This window comes from Brevundimonas aurantiaca (assembly GCF_014199955.1).
Lineage (GTDB): Bacteria > Pseudomonadota > Alphaproteobacteria > Caulobacterales > Caulobacteraceae > Brevundimonas > Brevundimonas aurantiaca.
The window spans coordinates 269279-290629 of record NZ_JACHOQ010000001.1; the positions used below are offsets into that span (position 1 = coordinate 269279).

The 21351-nt window shown below is 68.2% G+C and carries 21 protein-coding genes; 8 read left to right on the forward strand and 13 right to left on the reverse strand.

The genetic code is table 11. The annotated features are described in order from the left end of the window. Window positions 1-2: 2 nt before the first annotated feature. The 4 genes from GGQ93_RS01305 to GGQ93_RS01320 are packed head-to-tail and all read right to left on the reverse strand — an operon-like array spanning window position 3 to window position 3568. Complete coding sequence (locus GGQ93_RS01305) at window positions 3-1205, reverse strand: efflux RND transporter periplasmic adaptor subunit (RefSeq protein ID WP_054764210.1); 1203 nt, start codon at window positions 1203-1205, stop codon at window positions 3-5. After that, window positions 1205-2458: a TolC family protein gene (locus GGQ93_RS01310; RefSeq protein WP_183214890.1), complete on the reverse strand. Its 1254-nt coding sequence runs from the start codon at window positions 2456-2458 to the stop codon at window positions 1205-1207. The genes GGQ93_RS01305 and GGQ93_RS01310 overlap by 1 nt, the downstream gene beginning before the upstream one ends. Before the next feature lie 56 nt (window positions 2459-2514). Further along, window positions 2515-2859, reverse strand: a complete 345-nt coding sequence (locus GGQ93_RS01315) for a hypothetical protein (protein WP_054766321.1) — start codon at window positions 2857-2859, stop codon at window positions 2515-2517. A gap of 40 nt (window positions 2860-2899) precedes the next feature. Further along, window positions 2900-3568 carry a cation efflux transmembrane domain-containing protein gene (locus tag GGQ93_RS01320; RefSeq protein ID WP_054766322.1) on the reverse strand — a complete coding sequence of 223 codons (669 nt, stop codon included), beginning with the start codon at window positions 3566-3568 and terminating at the stop codon, window positions 2900-2902. Between the two features lie 53 nt (window positions 3569-3621). Between GGQ93_RS01320 and GGQ93_RS01325 the strand changes: the two genes are divergently transcribed. Next, the gene (locus tag GGQ93_RS01325; protein ID WP_054766323.1) at window positions 3622-4086 is read left to right on the forward strand and encodes a MerR family transcriptional regulator; all 465 of its coding nucleotides are present in this window, start codon (window positions 3622-3624) and stop codon (window positions 4084-4086) included. A gap of 21 nt (window positions 4087-4107) precedes the next feature. Here the strand turns inward: GGQ93_RS01325 and GGQ93_RS01330 are convergent, their stop codons facing one another. The 5 genes from GGQ93_RS01330 to GGQ93_RS01350 all read right to left on the reverse strand — a co-directional run bounded on the left by GGQ93_RS01330 (window position 4108) and on the right by GGQ93_RS01350 (window position 8899). Next, on the reverse strand, window positions 4108-5970 hold the full coding sequence (locus GGQ93_RS01330; RefSeq protein WP_183214891.1) for a coiled-coil domain-containing protein: 1863 nt from the start codon (window positions 5968-5970) through the stop codon (window positions 4108-4110). A gap of 86 nt (window positions 5971-6056) precedes the next feature. Then, complete coding sequence (locus GGQ93_RS01335; protein ID WP_054766325.1) at window positions 6057-6650, reverse strand: hypothetical protein; 594 nt, start codon at window positions 6648-6650, stop codon at window positions 6057-6059. Then, window positions 6647-7924: a dsDNA nuclease domain-containing protein gene (locus GGQ93_RS01340; protein ID WP_054766326.1), complete on the reverse strand. Its 1278-nt coding sequence runs from the start codon at window positions 7922-7924 to the stop codon at window positions 6647-6649. Before GGQ93_RS01340 ends, GGQ93_RS01335 begins: the two co-directional genes overlap by 4 nt. Window positions 7925-8040: 116 nt before the next feature. Continuing rightward, entirely contained in the window at window positions 8041-8520 is a 480-nt protein-coding gene (locus GGQ93_RS01345; RefSeq protein WP_183214892.1) for a hypothetical protein, read from the reverse strand. A 136-nt stretch (window positions 8521-8656) separates the two neighbouring features. Continuing rightward, window positions 8657-8899, reverse strand: a complete 243-nt coding sequence (locus tag GGQ93_RS01350) for a response regulator transcription factor (protein ID WP_197273320.1) — start codon at window positions 8897-8899, stop codon at window positions 8657-8659. 343 nt (window positions 8900-9242) lie between these two features. Here GGQ93_RS01350 and GGQ93_RS01355 point away from each other — a divergent pair, with 343 nt between their 5' ends. From GGQ93_RS01355 to GGQ93_RS01370, 4 genes are all read left to right on the forward strand, one after another. Next, the gene (locus tag GGQ93_RS01355) at window positions 9243-9731 is read left to right on the forward strand and encodes an RNA polymerase sigma factor (RefSeq protein WP_054766329.1); all 489 of its coding nucleotides are present in this window, start codon (window positions 9243-9245) and stop codon (window positions 9729-9731) included. Between the two features lie 9 nt (window positions 9732-9740). Next, window positions 9741-10715 carry a FecR family protein gene (locus GGQ93_RS01360; protein ID WP_183214893.1) on the forward strand — a complete coding sequence of 325 codons (975 nt, stop codon included), beginning with the start codon at window positions 9741-9743 and terminating at the stop codon, window positions 10713-10715. Between the two features lie 131 nt (window positions 10716-10846). Next, window positions 10847-13762: a TonB-dependent receptor gene (locus GGQ93_RS01365; protein WP_183214894.1), complete on the forward strand. Its 2916-nt coding sequence runs from the start codon at window positions 10847-10849 to the stop codon at window positions 13760-13762. A gap of 27 nt (window positions 13763-13789) precedes the next feature. Then, window positions 13790-16147, forward strand: a complete 2358-nt coding sequence (locus tag GGQ93_RS01370) for a S9 family peptidase (protein ID WP_054766332.1) — start codon at window positions 13790-13792, stop codon at window positions 16145-16147. Here GGQ93_RS01370 and GGQ93_RS01375 read toward each other — a convergent pair. The 4 genes from GGQ93_RS01375 to GGQ93_RS01385 form a co-directional block, all read right to left on the reverse strand. Further along, window positions 16080-17795, reverse strand: coding sequence for an asparagine synthase-related protein (locus GGQ93_RS01375; protein WP_054766333.1), 1716 nt, complete (start codon window positions 17793-17795; stop codon window positions 16080-16082). The two genes, GGQ93_RS01370 and GGQ93_RS01375, sit on opposite strands and share 68 nt — an antisense overlap. 1 nt (window position 17796) lies before the next feature. After that, window positions 17797-18468, reverse strand: coding sequence for a lasso peptide biosynthesis B2 protein (locus tag GGQ93_RS01380; RefSeq protein ID WP_183214895.1), 672 nt, complete (start codon window positions 18466-18468; stop codon window positions 17797-17799). Window positions 18469-18804: 336 nt separating this feature from the next. Beyond that, window positions 18805-18933, reverse strand: a complete 129-nt coding sequence (locus GGQ93_RS16195; protein WP_257720135.1) for a hypothetical protein — start codon at window positions 18931-18933, stop codon at window positions 18805-18807. A gap of 70 nt (window positions 18934-19003) precedes the next feature. Then, entirely contained in the window at window positions 19004-19570 is a 567-nt protein-coding gene (locus GGQ93_RS01385; protein ID WP_183214896.1) for a GntR family transcriptional regulator, read from the reverse strand. A 240-nt stretch (window positions 19571-19810) separates the two neighbouring features. On the opposite strand from GGQ93_RS01385, the gene GGQ93_RS01390 reads away from it, so the two are divergent. The 3 genes from GGQ93_RS01390 to GGQ93_RS01400 all read left to right on the forward strand — a co-directional run bounded on the left by GGQ93_RS01390 (window position 19811) and on the right by GGQ93_RS01400 (window position 21350). Beyond that, window positions 19811-20293, forward strand: a complete 483-nt coding sequence (locus tag GGQ93_RS01390; RefSeq protein WP_221233491.1) for a helix-turn-helix domain-containing protein — start codon at window positions 19811-19813, stop codon at window positions 20291-20293. Between the two features lie 90 nt (window positions 20294-20383). Beyond that, entirely contained in the window at window positions 20384-20647 is a 264-nt protein-coding gene (locus tag GGQ93_RS01395) for a helix-turn-helix domain-containing protein (protein ID WP_054766336.1), read from the forward strand. Between the two features lie 76 nt (window positions 20648-20723). Then, on the forward strand, window positions 20724-21350 hold the full coding sequence (locus GGQ93_RS01400; RefSeq protein WP_054766337.1) for a lytic transglycosylase domain-containing protein: 627 nt from the start codon (window positions 20724-20726) through the stop codon (window positions 21348-21350). Window position 21351: the final 1 nt, after the last annotated feature.

Below are 21351 nucleotides of genomic sequence, written 5' to 3' on the forward strand. Positions count from 1 at the left end.
CCCTAGTGCCCGTGCTCGGCTTCGCCCTTGGCCATCTCGGCCTTGAGCAGGAAGGCGTTGGCGGAGGCGACGCGTTCGGAGCCGGTCAGTCCCCGCAGGATCTCGGTGCGGCCTGCGGCCTGACGGCCCGCCAGTACCTGCACGGCCTGGAAGCCGCCCTCGACCTGAACGAAGACGACGGTGTTCCCGTCGACCGTTTGAACCGCCTCCGTGGGAACGGTCATCCCGCCGGCAGCCTGGCCGGTCACGACCGCGCCGGTGACGGCCGACCCGGCCGGCGGCAGGGTCGCGCCGGAAGGCCGGGCGCGGATCACGGTCGCACCGCTCTCGCTGAGACCGGCGTCGGCCGCGACACCGGTGACGACGGCGTCGAACTCCCCGTTCGGGCCGGTGACGCGCATGGGCGAGCCCGCGCGGACATTGGCCGCCAGGGCCGGCGGCGCGTTGAAGACCATTTCGACCCGGGCCGGGTTGCTGACCTCAGCCACCACGCCGCCCTGGGCGACGAAGCCGCCCGGTCCGACCTGAACGCTGCTGACCACACCGGAGATCGGGCTGGTCACGCTCAGCCGTCCCGAGGCGTTCGGCGATCCTGCGGCCGCGGAACGGGCGCGGGCGGCGCGGGTCTGCGCCTCTGCACTCAGGAACTGGGCGCGTGACGCTTCGACTTCCTGACGCGCGACGATGCCCTGATCCGACAGGCTGCGATTGCGCTCATAGGCCTGACGGGCCGCCTCGGCGGAAGCTCCGGCTGCATCGGCCTCGGCGCGGAAGGTCGCCGCCTCGCCGCTGACGAGGCTGACGAGCGGCTGGCCCGCCCGGACCGACTGGCCCGGGGCGACGAGGACCCGCTCGACGCGCCCGCCGACGGCAGCGGCGACGGCGGCGCGGGAATCGACCATCGGCTCGACGCGACCGGCCAGACGGGTTTCGCCCCCGCCACCGCCGCCAACGCCGACGATCGTGATGCCCGCTGCCTGGATTTCTGCGGCGGTCAGTTCGACCCGCCCCTCGGTCTCGGTCTCGGCGGCCTCGCCCTCGGTATGTCCGCCCTCCTCTTCGGCATGGCCGGCCTCGCCTTCAGCGGCCGGCGGCGCAGCCGGTTCGGCGGACCGGGTAGCGAACCAGAGGCCGCCGCCTCCGAGTACGACCAAGGCGGCGACGCCGCCGATCAGCAGTGTCTTGTTGGATGTGCCTTTGCGCATCACTGGGCTCCTTCGAAGGGGGCGCGGCCGTTGAGGCGCGCGAGATCGATCTCGGCGCGGACACGCGCGAGACGCGCGTCCACGGCGGCGGACCGGGCGTTGACGAGGGCTGTGCGGGTGACCCGCAGTTCGACCTGGGAGATCCGGCCGGACTCGAAGCCGATCCGCGACAGGCGGTAGGCTTCCTCGGCGGCGGTGACGCCGGCGTCGGCGGCGTTGACGCGGCTGACGGAGGCCGCGAGGCGGGCGACCGCAGCGGCGCGATCCGCCTGGGCCTCCTGCCGTGCGCTCATCAGCCGGGCGTCGGCCGCGCGAAATTCGGCCTGGGCCGCCTCGATGTTCCCCCGGTTCCGGTCGAACAGCGGCAACGGCATGCTGATCCCGAAGGTCAGGGCCGTCGCGTCCTCCGCCTCGAAGCGGCGGATGCCGATGCTGGCGTTGATGTCCGGGCGGGCCTGAACCCGTTGAACATCGATGCGCCGTTCGGCTGCGGACCGCTGCGCCTCGGCCACGCGGACCGTAGGAGCGTCATCGATCACGGAGCCGATCGTCGCGGGCGTCTCGTCCAGGAGACTGTCGTCGATCCGGGTCACGGCGACCGGGGTCATGGCGACCGCGGTCAGGCGCGCGTAGGCGGCGTCGCGCTCAGCGACGGCCTCATCCCGCGTAGCGCGGGCCGAGGCGGCCTCGGCCTCGCCCTGGATGCCGCGCAGCAGGGGCTCGCGTCCCTCCTCCACCAGCGTCAGGGCGGCGCGGGCGTCCGCGACCGTGAGGGTCAGGGTTTCCTCGGCGAGGGTCGCGCGCCTCTGCGCCGCTTCCGCCTCGGCGTAGACGAGGGCGAGACGGCCGGCGGCGTCGACCACGGCGAGATCCCGCTGCAGCCCGACCGCACCGGCCTCGGCGCGGGCGGCGGCGATACGCGTCGAACGACGCCCCCACAGCTCGAGATCCTGGCTCAGCGCCAAGGTCATGTCCGCGTTGTTCAGGCCTGAATAGGGACCTGAGCCGTAGGCGTTCTCGACATCGAAGCCGAGGACGGGGTTGGGCCGCACCCGCGCCTGACGGACACGGGCCTCGGCGGCGTCATAGTTGGCGCCGGCTTCGAGTGTCGCCGGAGCGTCCCCGAGCTGGGCGAGGAGTTGGGCATAGGTCGGGGCCGGGTCAGCCCATACGGGACTGGCCAGGCTCGCCGCGATCGCGGCGAGGGCGCAGCCGACCGCGTAACGCGGCCGCCTGCGAGATGTGGGAGACATGATTCATTTCCAGAGTTTCTGAGGACGAAGAGGCGCGCGGAGGCGCAGGTCTTCGGTCAGACTCTGGGGGGGCGCTTCAGGCCGTCGGGCGTGATGGACGCCCGGAAGTCGTCGTGACGGCCGCTCTGCAACGGCGGTTCTCCGAACGCGGGTGCGATCGAGTCGACGCCGTTGGTGCGGGCGGTTGTCGTGTGGTGGCAGTGACCGTGCGAGCAGACGCCGTGACCGGCGCCCTTTCCACTGTGGTCGCCATCGCCCTGGTCATGATCGACCGCAGCATGAGCCGCGGGAGGTTCGGGCAGGCAGGTGGCGGCGTCGACGGCAGGCGCGAAGAAGAAGGCGGCGAAGACGATGGTCGCCGCCACGATCAGTTTCGCCCATGTCGTCATCGACCAGGTCATCTCGCGCTCGTTACTTCCGTTCCCGACATCAGGCAATGCGTTACAAAGTCCGCGCCGCAGACGTTGCTGCGCGGCTCTCCGCTCTTGCCTGTAACAGGATAGAGATCGCGGATTGCAGGAAGACCCCGCCCAACAGAAGGCCAGCCAGCAGGTCCGGCCACCGGGATCCGGTCAGCCAGACCAGCCCGCCGGCCGCGGCGACGCCGAGGCTGTGGATGAGGTCGTTCCGGGTGCAGAGCCAGACGGAGCGGACGTTGGCGTCGCCCTCGCGGAAGCGCACGAGTAGCAGGGCCGCAACCAGATTGGCTGCGAAACCGACCAGTCCAAGACCGGTGATGACGGCGCCTTCGGGCGGCTGGCCGGTGACGGCTCTCCAGACGGCGTAGCCGAGAATGGTCACGGCCATCACGAGGAGGCTCGCGCTCTTGAAGACTGCGGCGCCGGAGCGCACCCGCACGGACTTTCCGATGGCCCAGAGGCTGATGGCGTAGGTGGCGCTGTCGGCCAGGAAGTCCATCGCATTGGCGGCGAGCGCCGCCGATCCCTGCATGAGACCGCCCGCGGCGACCGCGAAGAACCCACCCAGATTAAGGGCGATGACGGCCACAAGCACGCGCCGATAGGCGGGCGAGGCCCCGTCGAACCGGACCTGGTGGCCGCAGCAGCCTCGGGACGGAGCGCAGGATTCTGTCGGAGCGGGCGTCGTCATGCACCCTTCATGCATCCTCTAGCCACTAGAGGATCAAGCCCTATATTTCGCGCATGGCCAGAGACCCATCCCTTCCCCCGCTCCGGACGATCGGTCGCCTTTCGGCCGAGACCGGCGTGAAGATTCCGACGATCCGGTTCTACGAGAAGATCGGCCTGCTGGCGGAGCCGCCCCGCACTGCGAGCGACCGGCGCCTCTACGACGGCGCTGCGACGCGGCGGCTGGCCTTCATTCGCCATGCGCGGCAGCTGGGGTTCGAGATCGACGACATCCGCGCCCTTCTGGCGCTGTCCGACGAACCCGACCGGCCCTGCACGGAGGTCAACCGGATCGCCGAGCGCCAGCTTGCGGCGGTTGAGGCTCGCATCGCCGGGCTTCAGGCGCTGCACGCCGAACTCGCCCGGATTCAGGCGGCGAGTTGCTCGGGTGGGAGGATTTCCGATTGCCGGGTGATCGAGGCGCTTGGAAACCACACGCACTGCGATGGTCACCACACTCGTTATTCGGCGCGCGATTAGCCGGGCGCCGGCTGCCGCCCTCTATTTGCCCCGGTAATAACGGATAAGCGGCTCGTGCTGGGTGCTGTCGGGCTGCATGTGCCGGCTGCGAATATCCAGTCCCAGCGCCGGATCAGGGGGTAGGTACTCCTTATCGATCAGGATGATCTGGGTCTCGGACAGCTCCCCGGCCTTCAAAGCGTAGACCATCCGATAGAAGCCTTCGAACTGCGCCCTGTTCTCTCGTTCACTGATGTTCTTCATCGGGGAGTCGATGATCAGAAGCTCCGGCAGGGGCGCGTCGAGCAGGGCCGCGATCCGGTGGACGGCTATGGCGAAGCAGCATTTGAACAGGGTCTTCTTCCCGCCGCTGCTCATTGAGGTGAAGGTCGAGGCCGTCAGATCGGAAGGGTCGCTACTGAAGACGGCGGGGTAGAAGGTCGGCGGCTCCAGGGCGACGCGGTCGTCGCGCTGGATGCCCGGCACGCCGGACTGGACTAGGGCGTCGAGGAAATAGTCGCCGAGTCTGGTCAGACTGGTCCGGTCGGCTTCGGCCGACGTGCGGGCGTCCTTCAGGGCCTCCTTCAGCGCGAGTTCCAGCGCGATGATCTGGGCAAGCGCGTCGCGCTGTTGCTGCAGGAGGTCGGGAAGCCGCAGCAGCCAGGCGAGGCTCTGTAGTTCGGCCTCGAGCGCCGCGCGCTCGCGCTCCTTCAACAGGACTGTCGACAGGAACGCCGAGTCCGCTTCCTCGCTCGCGCGGTTGCGGGCGGTTTCAAGGGACGCCTTCCGGTCCAGCGCGCGCTCCCGCCGCAGTCGGATACGGGTGAGACTGCGGTCGATCTCTTCGATCGCGCTGTCGAGGTCCGCCCGGCGCGAGGCGATGTCCAGTTCCAGAGCGGCCTGCTCCGCCGCGTCGGTCAGTTCGAGCCTGTCGTCCTGGCCGCAGACCTCGCAACAACGAGCCGGGCGCGCCGGAAGGCTCTGGGTGCATCGGGGGCAGTCCGCAAACCCGACGTCGCCGAGGATTTCCCGCGCCACGGCAGAGCGCCGGAACTTCAGGCCGAGGGTCTCGATCTCGTTTCGATGGCGCACATGTCGTTCGCGCGCGGCGAGCAGTTCATCGGCCGCGACGTCGAGGCGGGCGATGCCAGCGCCGAGACGGCGGGTCCGGCGTGCGAGGATATCGACGGCATGCTCGGTCTGGCCGACCCGCTTCAGCTCCCGCAGGGCCACGATGCTGGCCTCCGCTTCGGCCAGGGCCGCCTTCAGGGACGCTTCGCGCTCGGCGATCTGCGCTTCGGAGCCGGCGCCCACTTCGTCGAGGGTTCGGGTCAGGCTTTCGATGGCGGAGGCGCGGGCCGTGCGGTTGGCGCGCAGCTGGTCCAGTTCGGCCTCGAGATCGGCGACCCGTTCGTCGTGATATCCGATGACGTACCGGATCACGTCGCGGCTCTTCAGGCGCAGGTAGAACTCGGCGTCCTCTTCCAGATGGAAGAAGGCGCTGTCGATGTTGTCCTGATCCAGATAGCAGTACCAGAGCAGGTCCCTGACGGAGAGACGGACCGTCTTGCTGTCGTCCTTCAGCTTGCTCTTGCGAACGCGCGGCGGCTGGACGCCGGACAGCCAGAAGATGAGGTCCGACAGGGTCTCGACGCCGGTAAGGGGGATCAGCTCCCCGGCAGCGGCCCTGGCCGGCACGATCACCGACTGGACCTCGTCCCCGACGGTCCATGAGGCGAAGACATTGGCCCCGTCGCGCTGCCGCTCGATCGTGAGCGTGCTCCGCTCAAGCTCCACAGTGAGCGTCGCGGATACGAATTCGGCCTGCAGGGCCGGTGACAGCTGGATGCCGCCGCCGAGGCAGTAGTCTATCAGCCGGGCGATGCTGGACTTCCCGGCGCCCATCTGGCCCCAGAAATAGGTGATGTCCGAGAAGACGATGGTCTCGGTCGCATGCCTCAGATCGAGGCTCAGCGACTGCAGATGAAATTTCACGACTGATCACCGTCCAGGGCGGCGCCGTTTTCGGCGCCGATCTCCTGCCCCCACTTCATGCCCGTGATTTCCGGGACGATCTCGTAGACGAAGTCCTTGAGCTTCATGGCCGACATGTCTCCGACGGTCTTGACCACCAGCGTCCCTCGCTCGGCGAGGTCCGCGAACAGCGGCCGCTGCGCGAAATCGTCTGCGACCGCACGGCCGGCGTCGGTCAGCCCAATCTCGATCTTCCGGCCGGAGAGCGACAGGGTGACGAGGCCTCGCGCCGACAGCAGACTGAGCCACCGCCTGTAGCGCCCGTCCCATGGACCGTAGCGGAAGCGGATCATCCGCGTTTCCACGGTCGTCCGTTCACGCGGCGACAGATGAACCGCGTCGGGCGATTTCCCGCGCGCGACCAGGGCCCGCTCCAGATAGACGGGGTAGCGCAGAAGGAAGTCTAGCTTGGCCAGCTTCGTGATCCCTTCCACGGGCTTGGGCGTCCTGCCGCGCTTGTCGGCGCACCTGAGCAGGACCAGCAGCCGCATCAGATGCAGGCCATCGGTGTTCTCTGCCCGGGCGGCCGCCTTCAGGACCCCGAGGCTCATGGGCGCGGCTCCTGGACGTCAAAGCGCTTGCTCCACCAGACACGGCACTCCCGCGTCAGCATGGCGGCGACGCCGACCAGCACTTCGTAGGGCTGTCCACCCGTGAGCGACCTGCGGTCGCCCTCTAGCCTGCGCAGCCTGCCGGTCACATCCGTCAGCATGGCCGGGCCGAAGGTCTCGGAGTCGTTCGCGGCGGCGTAATAGGCCTCCACGCATTCGCCGTGGACGGCCTCCTCGATCTGCTTGAGCTGTTTCTCGGCGGCGACAGGGTTGCGCGCCTGATCCTCCAGCAGGGCGTATTCCGCGGCCATCTCCTTGGCGGTCATGTAGCTCACGGCTTCGCCCAAGCCGCCCGCTTCGAGCTTCTGTTCAAGGACGCCGGCTCGCCGGGGACCGCCGGGCGTCAGTCGGGACTGGCCCTGATAGGCGAAGGCCTTCAGGGCGATCGTGGGCGGGGCGAAGACGACATCGGCGCAGACGATGCGCTTTGCGGTGATGACGGGATCCTCGTCGTCCTCGGCCAGAAGGCTGCGGGTGTGGCGTCCCGGGGCGGTGACATGCAGGGAGGCGGCGCGGTGGACCCGCGCGACCAGGTCGTCACGAAGCTCGGACAGCTGGGCGGGTGTGAGGGCGTTGCAGTCGCCCAGCCCCCCGAGATGCTCGTGGGCCAGGGTCGCGTCAAACTCCGCCCTGGACGGTCCCTTGACCAGCTCCACCCGTCGCAGGACGTCGAACAGCCTCTGCCGGTCGGCGCCCAGGGTGGCCCCCAGTTCGTCGAAGGCCGCCAGGAAGGGTGGCGCGATGTCCGCAAGCGAGGGGCAGGCCCTCAGGTGCGCCAGCATCAGCGGAGGGCATCGGCCGCGGCGCTTCTGATCCTGGATGTCGTCGCCCACCACATCGAAGTCGGAGTTGGACACGAAGTACAGGACGCCAATCTGCGAGGGGTAGGTCGCGCACAGGTCGACGAAACGGCCGATCGACTTGACCAGGGCGGCATCGCGAAGCGTCCAGGGTCCGTTCTCCGGCGTGGACGTCTTGATCTGCCAACCGTCGAACAGGCCGTCCGGACGCTCGCACAGCAGATCCTCGTGGTGTTCGCAGTAGAGGTTCACGTAGGGGAAGGCGCCGCGCCGAACGGCGACGAGCAGAACCACCCCGTACTGGTGCTGATATCGGAAGTTGCGTTCGGCCTCATCGCCAGGGTCACCGCTTCTCGTTTCATCGAGACGCGGCTCCTCCAGGCCATCCGCCCCATCGCCATCAAGATCAATCACCTGCGGCCGCCCCTCCGCGAGCCCCCGTCGCCGTCCCCGGAACCGGCGACGCTACGCTGCGAGCCGAACCTGATCAACCGACACGACCTTGACGGGAAGAAATTCGCGCCCGGCGCTCACGGACGAAGGATCTGCGTCCTCCCGCCCCAGAACGCCACCGCGTCGGGCGTCTGATTGTCCGAAGGAATGACGGGCCCTTGGAAAACGCCGCTGGCTGTCTCGTAGAGCTGTGTCGCAACCCCTTTCATCCGATGGGCCTCATTGACGGTGATGGTATCGCACCGGACCGCATCGGCGTCGGCGGCGAAGGTCGCTTGTGCGACGAAACCGCCCTGCCACGTCGAGACGTCGAACCAGATCGCCCCGAAGCTCTTGGGCACCTCGATCGACCCTTCGGGGAAACGCTCCCCGATACGCGGGTCTTCGGGCGGCCCCGGCGGAAGACACCACATCACCACCCGATAGGGCTCGGCCGGATCGTCGATTTCGTACATCTCGAGTTTCGTGATCGGCTTCACGCGCTTCTCCTGGACCCGGACATCGGCCCGCCGACCACTTTCGACTTGTCCGGGCGCCACACCGCAGAGGATAAGCACCGTTGGCGGGTTCCGGAACGTATAGGCGCTGATCCTGAGCCAGGGGACGCATCGCGTCGGCGGCGATCAGGGCTGAAACCCCCGGCTTCCGTACAGAAGTTCCAGACCCGCCCCCTACTCTTCGTTGCACCAAACCTCACTCCGCGTCGGGATCGATGATGCCATCGCGAACGGCGACCGCGACCGCTTCGATACGCGTGCGGACGCGCAGCTTGGCGCAGGTCTTCTCCAGATAGCTGTCCACCGTGCGCGGCGAGAGGCCGACGATCTGGCCGATATCGGCCGAGCTCTTGCCCCGGCTGACCCACAGCAGGCACTCCGACTCGCGGGGGCTCAACGCCGGTATCTCGCGAGGCTGGGCCGGTGACGCGCAATCCATGGACAACTCCCTGAGTGAACAGGATTCACGTTGGGCGGGAATCGCCGTTTCAGGCAACGACAGTGAATTGCGGTCTCCCCGCCAGATTTTTGCGGAAAGGTTGCTGACGCCCCGCGACGCCGGGCGACTTGCACCCGCCCCACCTTTGATTCATGCTTCCCCTGCCGACGTCCGCGTTGGTGGGGCCTGGAATCCCCTGTGCGACATCAGATCATCGACGACCCCGTGCGACGCGCGGATGTCGGTTGCCGACGCCTGCGAAGGCGTGCGCTGACGCGCGCGCTGTCGTGTGCGCCGTCTCGCCCGGATTCCGGACCTTTTTGGAAGAGGTCGGAGAGGCGTGGTGACAGACACGAAGCAGCTGGGCGCGGAGGGACAGGATGGTCTTGGCCGTCTTTACCGTCAGTACGCACCCTGGCTGGGACGGCGTCTGCGCGGTCGGATCGGCGCGGATGCGGCCGCGGACGTGGTTCAGGAGACCTATATCCGCGCCGCGCCCTACGCCCTGGCCGACATCCGGCACCCCAAGGCCTTCTTGCTCCGGATCGCCTTGAACCTCCTGACTGACTCGCACAGGCAGGACGCCCTGCAGCGACGTCATCAGGTGGCGGCGCCCCCGCCTGTCAGCGAAGCGGCCGTGCAGTTCGACGCCGCGCTGCTGACGGAGACGATCCGCGATATGCCGCCCCTTTACCGCAAAGTCTTCGTTCTCAGTCGCTTTGGCGGTATGACTTACCCGGAGATTGCCCGGACCCTCGAGATCAGCGAGCAGACCGTGAAGTGGCGGATGGCCCGGGCGCTCGAGTATTGCGCGTCTCGGCTGGACCTTTAGGCAAGACGGATGACGATCGAGGCGGAGGCCGACATCAGGCGCAAGGAAGCCGTCGAGTGGTTCACTCGGCTCAATCAGCGCAAGGTCACGACGGCGGACGTGCGCGGTTTCAGCGCCTGGCGCCGCGATCCCGCCAATGCGCACGCCTTCCAGAAGATCGAGGCCATGTGGGACGCCGCGGGCGCGCTGGCCGGCAACCCCGAGCTGGCGGCCCTGACGGCCGAGGCCAGGCGCGGGACTGAAGCCCGAGAGAAGCGCAGGCCCTCGGGCCGTCTGGTCTCTCTGGGCGTCGCCGGTGCGGCGGCCGTGGCCGTGTGCGCTTTCAGTCTCGCCTGGCTCCAGCAGCGGCCCGCTACTTATGCCACGGCCGTCGGGGAGCAGAGGACGGTGCAGCTGCACGACGGCTCGCGCATCACTCTGGACACCAGCACCCGGGTGGCGGTGCGCTACACGCGTGACCGCCGCGCCGTCACCCTCACCTCGGGCCAGGCCATGTTCGATGTCGAGGGCGACGCGGCGCGCCCCTTCGTGGTGGCGGCCGGGGACACAAGGGTGACGGCTCTGGGCACCCGCTTCGACGTCCGGCGCTCCGGCGCGGGCGCTCGCGTCATTCTGGTCGACGGGCGGGTCGCCGTCCGGCACGACATGGACCGACCGGCTCAGTGGTCCCTGACGCCGGGGCAGCAGGTCGTCACCTCCGCCCGCCAGCCCCAGGTGATGACCACAGACGTCGCGGCGGCGACGAGCTGGACGGTCGGACGGTTGACGTTCGAGAACACCCCGGTCTCGGTGGCGGTGGCGGAGGTCAATCGCTACAGCCGCGAGCCGATCGAGTTGCAGGACGCCCGCGTGTCCGAAATCCGGGTCAGCGGGGTCTTTAACGCGGGCGACATCGACGGCTTCGTCGCCGCCCTGACGGACCTCTATCCGCTTCAGGCCGCCCGGACGGAAGACGGTCGCATCGTGCTCAGCCGCGGCGCCTGAAAATAATTCGCTCCCGGACTTAGCCCAAGGTCCGCGACCCAACGTCTCCTCCCCGCCCCGCACATTCGCGGGTAGAAAAACGGGGGAAAGCCATGGGCCACGGATACACTTCAACCGCGTTCGCCGCGCTGATGATGGCAGTCGCGACGCCAGTGATCGCGCAGTCGTCGGACAGCGTCCGCCGCTTTGACATCGCTGCGGGACCGCTGGAGCGCACCCTGCCCGCCTTCGGCCGGCAGAGCGGTCTCCAGATCCTCTATCCCAGCGCTCTGGTCGCCGGCCGCCAGTCGACCGGCCTGAGCGGCGATCACGCACCGGAAGCCGCCCTTCAGATCATCCTGCGCGACACCGGTCTCTCGTACCGCCAAAGCCGGCCTACTGTCTTCGTTCTGTTCGACCCTTCCGCGCGGGCCGAGCTCGAGCCGGATACGGCCACGGAGCTGGAGGAAGTCGTGGTGACCGGGACCTATCTGCGCGGCGCCGACAGCCCCTCCCCCGTCACCGTCGTCACCCAGGCTGACATCGATCGGCAGGGACGGGGCACGGTCGCCGAGACGCTCGCCGCCCTCCCCCAGAATTTCACAGGCGCGGCCTATGAGGGGTCGGCCGGGACTGGGGCCGACCGCACGAGCCGCAACCTCGCCTATGCGACCGGGGTGAACCTGAGGGGTCTCGGCGCGGACGCCACCCTAGTCCTGGTCAATGGTCGTCGGATCGCGGGCACGGGCAGCGCCGGCGATTTCTCAGACATCTCCAACATTCCCACCAGCGCTGTTGCACGAACGGACGTGCTTCTCGACGGCGCCTCGGCCCTGTACGGCGCGGACGCGGTGGGCGGGGTCGTCAATGTCATTCTGAAGTCTCGTTTCGAAGGGGCCGAAACCCGCCTCCGCGTCGGAGGGACGAGCGACGGCGGCGCCGAGGAAGTCCTGCTGTCGCACAGCGGCGGCTTCGACTGGTCGAGCGGCGGAATCGTCGCCGCCTATGAATTTCACGACCGGGGAGAACTCCGGGCGGCGGATCGCCGGGCGACGGCCGATGCCGACCTTCGGGCGCTTGGCGGGTCCGACCGCCGCTTCTTCTACAGCGCGCCCGGCAATCTGATGGCGTTCGACCCTGTCAGCGGTTCATATGAACCGACCCATGCCATTCGCCCCGGGCAGAACGGGCTGAACCTCACGCCGGGTGACTTCCGGCCAAGGGCGGTCAATCTGACCAATCAGATGGAAGGACAGTGGAGCCTCCCGCATCAGAGGCGGCACAGCGTCTTTCTGGCGGGACGTCAGGATCTCCCGGGTGGTTTCAGTCTGGACGGCGACATCCGCTACACGGACCGGCGGTACGATCAGGACACGATGGCTGATATCGGCATCCTGTTCGTCACTCCCGACAACCCTTACTTCACCCCTGTCGCCGGTGAACCGTTCCAGGAAATCGCCTACTCCTTCATCAACGACCTCGGGCCTGGTCGGGACGAGGGGTTCTCACGGAGCGTGGGCGGGGCCCTGGGAATCAGCGGGACCCTGCTGGGCTGGAACACCGCCGCCTACATCAGCGGCGGGCGTGAGACGACGGGGCTGATGGCGACGAACCGCGTCCAGACGTCCCGGCTCGACGAAGCCATCGGCGCGACGCCCGACAGTCCGTCGACCGCTTTCCGCACCTCGGTCGACGGCTTCTTCAACCCCTACGGCGATCCCGCCTCTCACAGCGCGGCGCTGCTGGCCTTCATCGGGTCCGGCTACATTCGGTCGGAGAACATCAGCACGGTGGGCTCGCTGAACCTGAAGGCGGACGGCGTCCTGCTGAACCTGCCCGGCGGCGACCTTCGCATGGCCGTCGGCCTCGATGTCCGGCACGAGCGGTTCGAGACCTCCGGTGAAAATTTCATCTCCGGCGCGACGCCCCGTATCGCGGCCCCGACCCGGTTCGAGCGTGATGTCACCGCCGCCTTCGCCGAGCTTCGTATTCCGATCGCGGGGCCGGACAACGCCCGCCCCGGCCTCGAGCGGCTGGAGGTGTCGCTCGCCGGGCGGATCGAGGACCACGAAGGCGTCGGTCAGACGACCAACCCGAAAGTCGGACTGCTCTACAAGCCGACCTCGGACCTGCTCTTTCGCACGAGTTTCGGCACCTCCTTCAGGGCGCCCTCGTTGCGCGAGCTGAACAGCGCCTATCGTCTGGGTCCGGTTTTCCTCGACCGCGCGGGCTCCAATGTGATCAGCATCGTCCAGTACGGCGGCAATCCTGATCTGTCCCCGGAGACCGCCGAATCCTGGACCGCCGGGTTTGTCTGGACGCCGAACGCGGTTGAAGGGTTGCGGATCGAAGGCGGCTGGTTCCGCACCACCTTCGAGGACCGGATCGCGACCCCGGTCGCGGAGAACCTGATCGACGCCCTGAACGATCCGACGCTTGCGCCCTTCATCCGCTACGTCGCCCCTCGCACCAGTGCGGTCGATCTCGCCTATGTGCAGTCGCTCCTCGACCACCCCGGCAACTTCAACCCGCGCGTCTTCCCCGCGACGGCCTATGGCGCGGTGATCGACAACCGGTACGTCAACGCCTCGGCGGTGGAGGTGCAGGGACTGGATCTGTCGACGCGCTATCGCTTCACCCTGGGGTCCGGCGACCTGGCCCTCGACGCGACCGTTACCCACCTTCTCACGAACGACCGAACGATAACGCCGGCCTCGCCGACGGAAGATCTGCTCGGGAGCCCCAACTTCCCCGCGCGCTGGCGCGGCCGGGTCGGCGCGCAATGGATGCTGGGCCCTCTCACCATCGGGGGCGCCATCAATCACGTCAGCGGCGGACGAGACGCAGCCAGCGGCCGGGCGATCGATGACTGGATCACCCTGGACGGTCAGGCGCGCGTGGATCTGGAGTCCGGGTGGGCCAAGGGCCTGTCGCTCACCCTGAATGTGCTCAATCTTCTCAATGAGGAACCGCCCTTCTACGACGCTCCGGCGGGCATCGGCTACGACGCCGCCAACACCAACGTCCTTGGGCGTCAGGTCTCCCTCCAGCTCGTCAAGCGCTGGTGAGCATACATGCGCAGAGGTTTGGTTCTGATGGCGAGCGCCCTTGCGCTCGCCTGCCCTTCCGTCGTGCGGGCCGACCCCCTCACGGTTGAGGTCGTCCTGGGTCTGGAGAGCTACGGCCGCGTGGCGATCGATCCGTCCGGGGCGGTGGCTGTCTTCGAGGAACGCCTCAGCCGGATCGATCTCCCTCGGCATGACGTGGAGGCAGAGGGCGCCAATCGGTATGCCAGACTGTATCGTCTGGACCTCGACGAAGCCGCCTCGCCGCGGCCGCTTCTGCCGATGGCGGAGAACGCCGGCTACACGGCGGGCCCCTTCTCGCCCGACGGTAGTCGAATGGTCGTCTTCTGCCTTCAGGACGACGCCTGGCGTCTGGGTGTCGTCGTGCTGGCCACGGGACAGGTGATATGGACGGAGGTCGCACCGGACCTGGGGCTTTGGGGCCGGTCGGTCGAATGGGTGGGGAACGACAGCCTGATCGTGCTGGGGACAGCTGACGGTTCACTCCCCGCACGACTGGCGGGTCCTCGCACGGAGCAAGCCCGCCTGCTGGCGCTGAGGGCGGCGGCGATGGAGGGGGCCGCTGCGGCCGTCATGGTGGGCTCCGACGCAAAGGACACCCTGGCTCCTCGCCGCCTCTGGCGGATCACGGCCACGACCGGGCGCGCCTCCCCGATCGCCGACGGCCCCTTCCTGGACTTCGAAGTCTCGCCGGATGGCCGCCATGTCGCGCTCCTCCTCGATGGCCCGCTCCTGCCGCCTCCGGCCGCCGATGCGTCGACGGAGGTAAGGCGCGCTCGAGGTTTGCAGATCGTCTCGCTGGAGGATCGCCGGCTCGTGTCTCCCCCTGGAACCGGCGACATCTCCACCAGCCTTCTCGCCTGGTCGCCCCGGTCGGACGCGCTCCTCGTGGTCGCCATCGTCGGCGACCGCACGCGGCTTCTGACCGTGACGCCTTCCGGCGAGGTGCGGGATGAAACCCCGCCCGGCGTCACGCCCGTTGCCGCGATCGACTTCCAGGGCATGCCGACCGCCGAGGGCGGCTGGCTCGATGACACGCCGTTAGTCAAAGGCCGCACTGAACTCGGTGAAGGCTGGTTCCGCGCCGATGGCGGAGTCCGGCCCATTTCAGGGCTCGGACCAAACGCCCGGCTCGTGGCCGAACACCCTTCCGGTGTTCTCTTCAACCGCGCCAGGGACCTCGTTCGACTCGATCCCGATGGCGGTATGACCGTTCTCGGAGCGGCTGGAAGTTCAGTCGACCCTGGCGGACCGTTTGGCCTGCGGGCCATGAACGGCCCGATGAAGCGGCGCTTCGCGACCCTGTCCCAATCCGACGGGAGGCTTTGCCGGGTCTATGCCGACCCGACGCTCGACACAGCATGTGCTGTCGCCGCGCCCGGGGCTGCGGTCAGCTGGAGCCGTGGGGTGAGCCTCGATCGAAGTACACAGGAGGACGAGCCGGACGTGCTGCGACGGCAGGACGAACAAGGGCGAACCGTGATCCGGCGTCTCAACCCCGAGCTGGACCGGATCGAGGTGGCCGCGCCTCGCCGGGTTTCAGGTCCGGGCGGCGTCGGCGGGTGGCTCTATCTGCCGCGCGACCTGTCCTCGAAACCACCGGTCATCGTCGTGCCCTATCAGGGGGACGCCTATGACGCGCCGCCCTGGTGGATGCGACGGGAATCCACGAGCCTTTCCATGGCCCCTCAGTTGCTGGTGGCGGACGGCTACGCCATCCTCATTCCGGACCTTCCGCCGACGCGCGAGCCCGCTGATGGACTGGCCGGCCGCATCCTTGCGGTCGTCGATGCTGCGGGCGCCGAAGGGCTGATCGATGTGGAACGGATCGGTGTGTGGGGCTGGAGCTTCGGCGCCTGGTCGGCGGTCATGGGCGCCGCCCAGTCGGACCGCTTCGACGCCGTGGTCGCCTTGAACGGACCGATGAATTTCTCGACGGTCATTGGCGACGTCGGCTCAACGCTCAGGCTGGAGGGCGGACATCCGCTTGCTGCTGCGGCCAGCGCGCGTTGGCTCGAGTCCGGCCAGGCCGCCATGCGGACGTCCTACTGGAGCGCGGCCGACCGCTATCGCCGCAACAGTCCCTTCGACCAGGCGGATCGGATTCACACGCCGACCCTTCTCGTCGCCGGGGAATACGACCTCATGCTCGGCCAATCGGAACAGCTCTATGGCGCGCTTCACCGCCTGGGACGCCCCGTCGCCCTGACGCTCCTGATCGGCGAGGAACACGGCCTTCGGAGCCCCGGCAATATCCGGCTCTATTACCGACAGGTCCGGCAATGGTTCGACCGGTATCTCAGGCCGCTCGAGCCGCCAGCCGATCACGCCACCGCCGTACCCACGCTTCCGTCTGCGCCAGACTGAGCAGTTCCGAATGGCCGCCTCGCCAGAGCAGGTGTTCACGGGTCAGGCGGGCATCCAGCGAGGGGTCGATCAACCCGGCCTCCGCCAACGCGCCGCCGAGGAGGTAGTCTCTGAGGAAGGGAAGATGCTCGGCCACGGCTCGACCATAGTAGGCGCCGAGTTCGCCCTTGGACCGACGATCGAGGACGACCGACGGCACCGTGTCGGCGAACGCTGCCCGTGCCGCCGCGCGGTCGCGACCGCCCCAGGTCAGATCGACGGAAGATCGGGCGAGACCAGCCTCCATGACCGGCTGACTGAGCAGGGGGTTGATGCAGGGCCCGCGGCGGCTGCGCACCGACGGCCCCTGGAAGGTCTGGCAGAAGGACAGCGCCGAGATTTGCATGGCCTTGGCGGGCGGCACGCCCCGGAGATCCTCGAGCCACGGGTGCGTCCAGGACGAACGGTGACGGATTTCCTCGCGCCAGTCCCTGGCCAGGGCGGTCGGCCAGAGAGGGCGGCGCAACCAGCGGGACAGGCGATGCAGGACCTCGACTCTCGCCCCGAACCGGCGCTCCCAGATCTCGTCCAGGCCGATCAGCAGTGTCGGCATCTGGAAGAAGACGGCGTCGCCGCCCTGCCCTGTCAGTGAGCCCCAGGCATCGAGTGTCTCGATGCGCTCGGCGATGTCGTCATTGTAGTCGGGGTCGATATCATTGGACGCCGGCCGAAATCCGTCCGCGGCCACCTCGAGCCGCCGGGCTCCGAGACGCAATCCCACCCGACGCACCTCGGTCAGGGTCACCCCGTGACGCCGAGCCACCGCCAGCGCGTAGTCCCGCTCATCGCCTTCCCTGTGATCGACATAGTGATTGACCCAAGCTGCGACCCGGCCGCGCTGATCCGTGGTCAGGGCGGCCGCCACGATGGCGGAATCGAGCCCGCCGCTGAGCTCCGCGATCCACTTCCGGGTTCCGGCCAGCGCGGTGACGCCCAGGACCACGGATGCCCTGAGGTCAGGCGGCGCGGCCGGGTCGCGACGCCTGTAGACTTCGGCCGGGGTCCAGATTTGTTCGCTACGGTGGGTTCCATCCCCGATGCTGCGCAGCTCGCCGGCCGCGACGGGCGTCAATCCGGTCAGGGGCAGGCGATGCCGGTGCTCACCGGGGCGACGCACCAGGGCGGCGACCTCTCCCCAGTCGATCGACGTCGTATCCGGAAGCCAGGGATCTATGAGATCGCCGCCCCCGGTCGCAATGAAGGTCACGCCGTTCCGGCGCCAGACCACGCAATCGATCCCGCCGGATGGATCGCGGAGGATGGCGACCTCGCCCGAGAACCGGCGGACGAGGAGATAGCGACCCCAGTAGGTCGAGCACACATCCCGGGCGCGCGCGCTGTCGAGAGGACGGCAACCGAGGACGCCTCGTTCCCGTCCTTCCAGCCGACCTCCGTCCCGGTCGTAGAGGTCTCCGATCAGGATCCCATGGCCGTCCAGACCGCAGGTGATGTCGAGCCGCCCGGCGGAAGGCGCATAGGCCTCGAGAAAGGGCGCCTGGACCTTCCGGGACCAGCCTCGCCGGCTCAGGCGCTTTCGCATCGGCGCAATGGCCGCTTCGAGCGCGGCCGGATTGTCGCCGACGAGGATGATGGCTGAATCCGCGGCCATGTCAGATCACCATGATCGGGCGATAGACGGTCAGGGTCTCCGGCGCCTCGCTGACGCATTGATCTCCACACTGGATCCAGCAGTGGGCGAGGAAGGGGAACGTCCTCACGCCGAATACCCAGTCGGCGTCGAGGCCGTCCGCATTGAGAAAGCGGAGGAGCATCTCGGCCTGCAACAGGCAGGCCCCGGTCACTGGTGCGAAGGGCAAGAGTTGGCGGAACACCTCGACCCTGGAGGCGAGCGCGGAAGGGTCGTCCCGGCGCCCGCGGCGGCCGGTGTGGCGTCGCTTCAGCTCAAGCAGTGTCGACCGGCGCCCTGCGCATTCGGCCCATATGCGGGCAAAGACCAGGATGTCGCGAAGGCCGGGCCTGATCCGCGGCGGCGCCGGAAGGCGGGTGGACGGGAGCGTCGGCGCATCCGGTCGTTCGTCCTCGACCTGGTTGGGATGCAGGAGCTCTTCCGCTGCAAGGCGCAGAAGCGCGTCCATCGGACCGGCGACACTGCGGCCGGCGACAGCGATGTCCCCGCACTCCGGGAGGCAGAGATAGTCGTCTGCGTTGAGGTCGAGGAGGACGAGGTCGCCTCCGATCTGCACGGCGTAAAGCCCCTCGGCCAGGGAAGCGCCCTGTCGCTCCCCACCATCGAGACGATGCCCAGACGCGGAGACCCCCATGGCGGGGGCCCGTCGGTCGAAAGGGACGCGAGGCGGCATAAGGCGACTCCACAGGTCGACAAGGGCCCACCCAAAGCGGGGGCCGTCGGGGGTCGCCGGGAGGGCGACCCCTTCGGGATCATTCGGGCGGCATGGTCCAGTGCCGGGCCGGATTCAGTTCGGTGAACGGCCCCATCGCGATGGCCCGGGTCAGCCGGCGAGCGGCCCCCAGTCACAGGATCGGCGCGTCGGTCCGGATCTTCATTGATCCATCTCCTTCACGAAAAACGCCTCTGATCGCGGGGTCCGGGGCGAGGCCCAGCCCGGACGTCCGGGCCGCCGAAGCGGCCCGTCCGCTCATTCGGTCGGCGGAATCGTGTACTTCAGCACGGGATTCAGCTCGTCGAATTCGCCGCGCGAGTTGGCGCGGGTGAGCTGGCGAGCGGCGCCCAGGCGAACGAGGCGCGAGATGCTCTTGGTGGTCATGGTCGTCTCCTCTTTCTGAAGGTCGACAGAAGGTCGACGACGCACCATCAGCGCCCTATCGCAAATCGATTCAAACAATATTGCGCGTGTATTCGGAGAGGTCTGGGTCGAGGCGTCGGACATGGGCGGCGAGCCGACCCGCCGCGACCCGCCACCGGGTATAGTAGGCGTCGAGCCGATCATCCGACTGCGGCGTGTCCTCATCCAGCAGCGCCTCGCCCAGCCGGCGCAGGGGCCCCAAGCGACGTCTGACCCTCACGAGGCTTTCAACGAGCGGCTGGTTCTCGCAGCGGGCGACCACCTCCAGGATCCAGAGATCGACAACCGCGTTGGCCGCATCGTGGGGTCCCGGAACCAAGCCGTCTCGCGCCGCGAGGCGCACATGGGCCGCCTCGAGATCCAGCAGACCGATGATGTCCTCAAACGGTGCGGCGCGGGTGAAGTATCCGAGCCCCCTGCGATCCTCGATCAGTCCCTCGCCACAGAGCCGGGAGAGCGCCTCCCGGACGGGGCTGGTGCTCAGCTTGAGCGAGGCCGCGATGTCCGCGACAGACAGATGCTGGCCCGGCGCAAGACCCTCCTCGAGGGCTGTTCGCAGGCTTGCCATGGCCATGCCGAAGGGATCGCGCTGTCTCAATCGGATCGCACCTGATGGGGAGGAACGCCCCGTAGATGGACGACCGCCCGCAAGAGGGTCGCCTGCGCGGGTGAGTGGCGCCTATGATGGGTTCCGCAATAAACTTGCGTCATGTCCGCAGCTTTTACGTCGTTGATATTTCTAGGGTTTCATTTGACGCATGGCTGAGGCATTTTTCAACCTGTAGGGGTGCGGAGGTTTTGATCGCGTGATGTGGATGGCGGGGGCATAGACTGACAGATGGACTCCCAGCACCCCCTGACGCCGAACGCCGTCCTCTCCACCAGCCTGCGCCTGATCCGCACGCACAGGCGTATGCGCACGATCGATGTGGCCCAGGGAATGAACATGGCCCTGCGATCCTACGAGCATTTCGAGTCCGGCGCGGGCCGGATCAACATCGAGCGGATCCACCGGTTCGCCGAAGTCACGGACAGTGACCCCCACGGCATTATCGCCGCCCTCGCCCTGGGCTCTCCCGACTTCGCCTTGCGGTGCGCCGACAACAAACTTGCGACCATTCTGGTCGTGGTGCTCCAGGAGTTCGACGAGGAAGCCGGCGATGCGATCAACGACCTCGACGCCCGGACCCTGATCAACACCTTCACCAAGACCCTGAGAGATCTGGCCGTCCAGTCGGTTCACCGTGACGCCGAGGCCTATGCCTGGCTCGAGGAGCGACGCACCCGTTTGATGCGGCCAATCCGGGACGAAGGGACCTGACTTCGCCACCGGAGCGCAACGACCGACCGTAGATCTACGGCGCCAGTCTCACGGGCTTCCCAGCGACGCGAAGGCGCGGCTTCATGAGGCATGTCCCTCGTCCCGACATCGCCGGGCGCATCCGCGTCGTCGATCGACGACCTGTCCGACCGGCAGATCGCCTGTCTGCGGCTGGCCGCCACGGGCCTCTCCTCCCCAGGCATCGCCGAGCAGATCGGGATCTCTCCCCGCACGGTGGACGAGCATCTGGCGGCGGCCTGCGAGGTCCTCGGCGTGCGCACCCGGATCCAGGCCGTGGCGCAACTCGCCAAGGTCACGCGCGCCCTCGAGGAACCGCGCTCCTTCCTACCGTAAATCTCCCACGGGAATCTCGCGGGTGGTCCGCGAACCACCGCTCCTGCTGAGGTGAAGCCTTCTCGCTGGAGGCTCCATGCTCGAACTCGCCGCCGTCCTCGCCTTGTCGCAGGCTTGCGCCCCGTCGGTCGCGCCCGAGACGCTCGCGGCGATCGCCCATGTCGAAAGCCGGTTCGATCCGTTGGCGATCGGCGTCAATCGCGGCGGCCCGGCGCCCGTGCGATCCCGGGACGCCCGGGAAGCGGCGCGGACCGCCCGGTCGCTTCTGGCGCGCGGCGCCAACATCGATCTCGGGCTCGCCCAGATCAACAGCAGCAATCTCGACTGGCTGGACCTGTCGGTCGAGGACGCCTTCGACCCCTGCCGCAATCTGGCGGCGGCGGCGACCGTGCTGAAGGCCGGATACCGGGTTTCCGGGAGTACGCCGTCCGACCGCCAGTCGGCCCTGCGGGTCGCCCTGTCCCGCTACAACACCGGCGACGCCCGGCGGGGTTTCGACAACGGCTATGTCGGGCGGGTGGAGGCCGCGGCTGTCCGGCTGAGCCTGATGGCGCCGCCGATCCTCCGGGACGTCGCTCCCCCTCTCGAAACAACCGCCGTCGCGGCCTCGCCGGAGCCGGTGTCCCCGCCCGCGCCGCCCTGGGATGTCTTCGGCCGGGCGCGGGCCGGCGTCGTCGTCTTCTCAACCTCAGCCGAATGGTGAT

Excerpts from the sequence above, each read along its gene's own strand:
- GGQ93_RS01305 (WP_054764210.1), bottom strand. The coding sequence starts at position 1,205 with ATGCGCAAAGGCACATCCAACAAGACACTGCTGATCGGCGGCGTCGCC.
- GGQ93_RS01310 (WP_183214890.1), bottom strand. The coding sequence starts at position 2,458 with ATGTCTCCCACATCTCGCAGGCGGCCGCGTTACGCGGTCGGCTGCGCC.
- GGQ93_RS01315 (WP_054766321.1), bottom strand. The coding sequence starts at position 2,859 with ATGACCTGGTCGATGACGACATGGGCGAAACTGATCGTGGCGGCGACC.
- GGQ93_RS01320 (WP_054766322.1), bottom strand. The coding sequence starts at position 3,568 with ATGACGACGCCCGCTCCGACAGAATCCTGCGCTCCGTCCCGAGGCTGC.
- GGQ93_RS01325 (WP_054766323.1), top strand. The coding sequence starts at position 3,622 with ATGGCCAGAGACCCATCCCTTCCCCCGCTCCGGACGATCGGTCGCCTT.
- GGQ93_RS01330 (WP_183214891.1), bottom strand. The coding sequence starts at position 5,970 with ATGGGCGCCGGGAAGTCCAGCATCGCCCGGCTGATAGACTACTGCCTC.
- GGQ93_RS01335 (WP_054766325.1), bottom strand. The coding sequence starts at position 6,650 with ATGAGCCTCGGGGTCCTGAAGGCGGCCGCCCGGGCAGAGAACACCGAT.
- GGQ93_RS01350 (WP_197273320.1), bottom strand. The coding sequence starts at position 8,899 with ATGGATTGCGCGTCACCGGCCCAGCCTCGCGAGATACCGGCGTTGAGC.
- GGQ93_RS01360 (WP_183214893.1), top strand. The coding sequence starts at position 9,741 with ATGACGATCGAGGCGGAGGCCGACATCAGGCGCAAGGAAGCCGTCGAG.
- GGQ93_RS01365 (WP_183214894.1), top strand. The coding sequence starts at position 10,847 with ATGATGGCAGTCGCGACGCCAGTGATCGCGCAGTCGTCGGACAGCGTC.
- GGQ93_RS01370 (WP_054766332.1), top strand. The coding sequence starts at position 13,790 with ATGGCGAGCGCCCTTGCGCTCGCCTGCCCTTCCGTCGTGCGGGCCGAC.
- GGQ93_RS01375 (WP_054766333.1), bottom strand. The coding sequence starts at position 17,795 with ATGGCCGCGGATTCAGCCATCATCCTCGTCGGCGACAATCCGGCCGCG.
- GGQ93_RS01380 (WP_183214895.1), bottom strand. The coding sequence starts at position 18,468 with ATGGGGGTCTCCGCGTCTGGGCATCGTCTCGATGGTGGGGAGCGACAG.
- GGQ93_RS16195 (WP_257720135.1), bottom strand. The coding sequence starts at position 18,933 with ATGACCACCAAGAGCATCTCGCGCCTCGTTCGCCTGGGCGCCGCTCGC.
- GGQ93_RS01390 (WP_221233491.1), top strand. The coding sequence starts at position 19,811 with ATGGACTCCCAGCACCCCCTGACGCCGAACGCCGTCCTCTCCACCAGC.
- GGQ93_RS01395 (WP_054766336.1), top strand. The coding sequence starts at position 20,384 with ATGTCCCTCGTCCCGACATCGCCGGGCGCATCCGCGTCGTCGATCGAC.
- GGQ93_RS01400 (WP_054766337.1), top strand. The coding sequence starts at position 20,724 with ATGCTCGAACTCGCCGCCGTCCTCGCCTTGTCGCAGGCTTGCGCCCCG.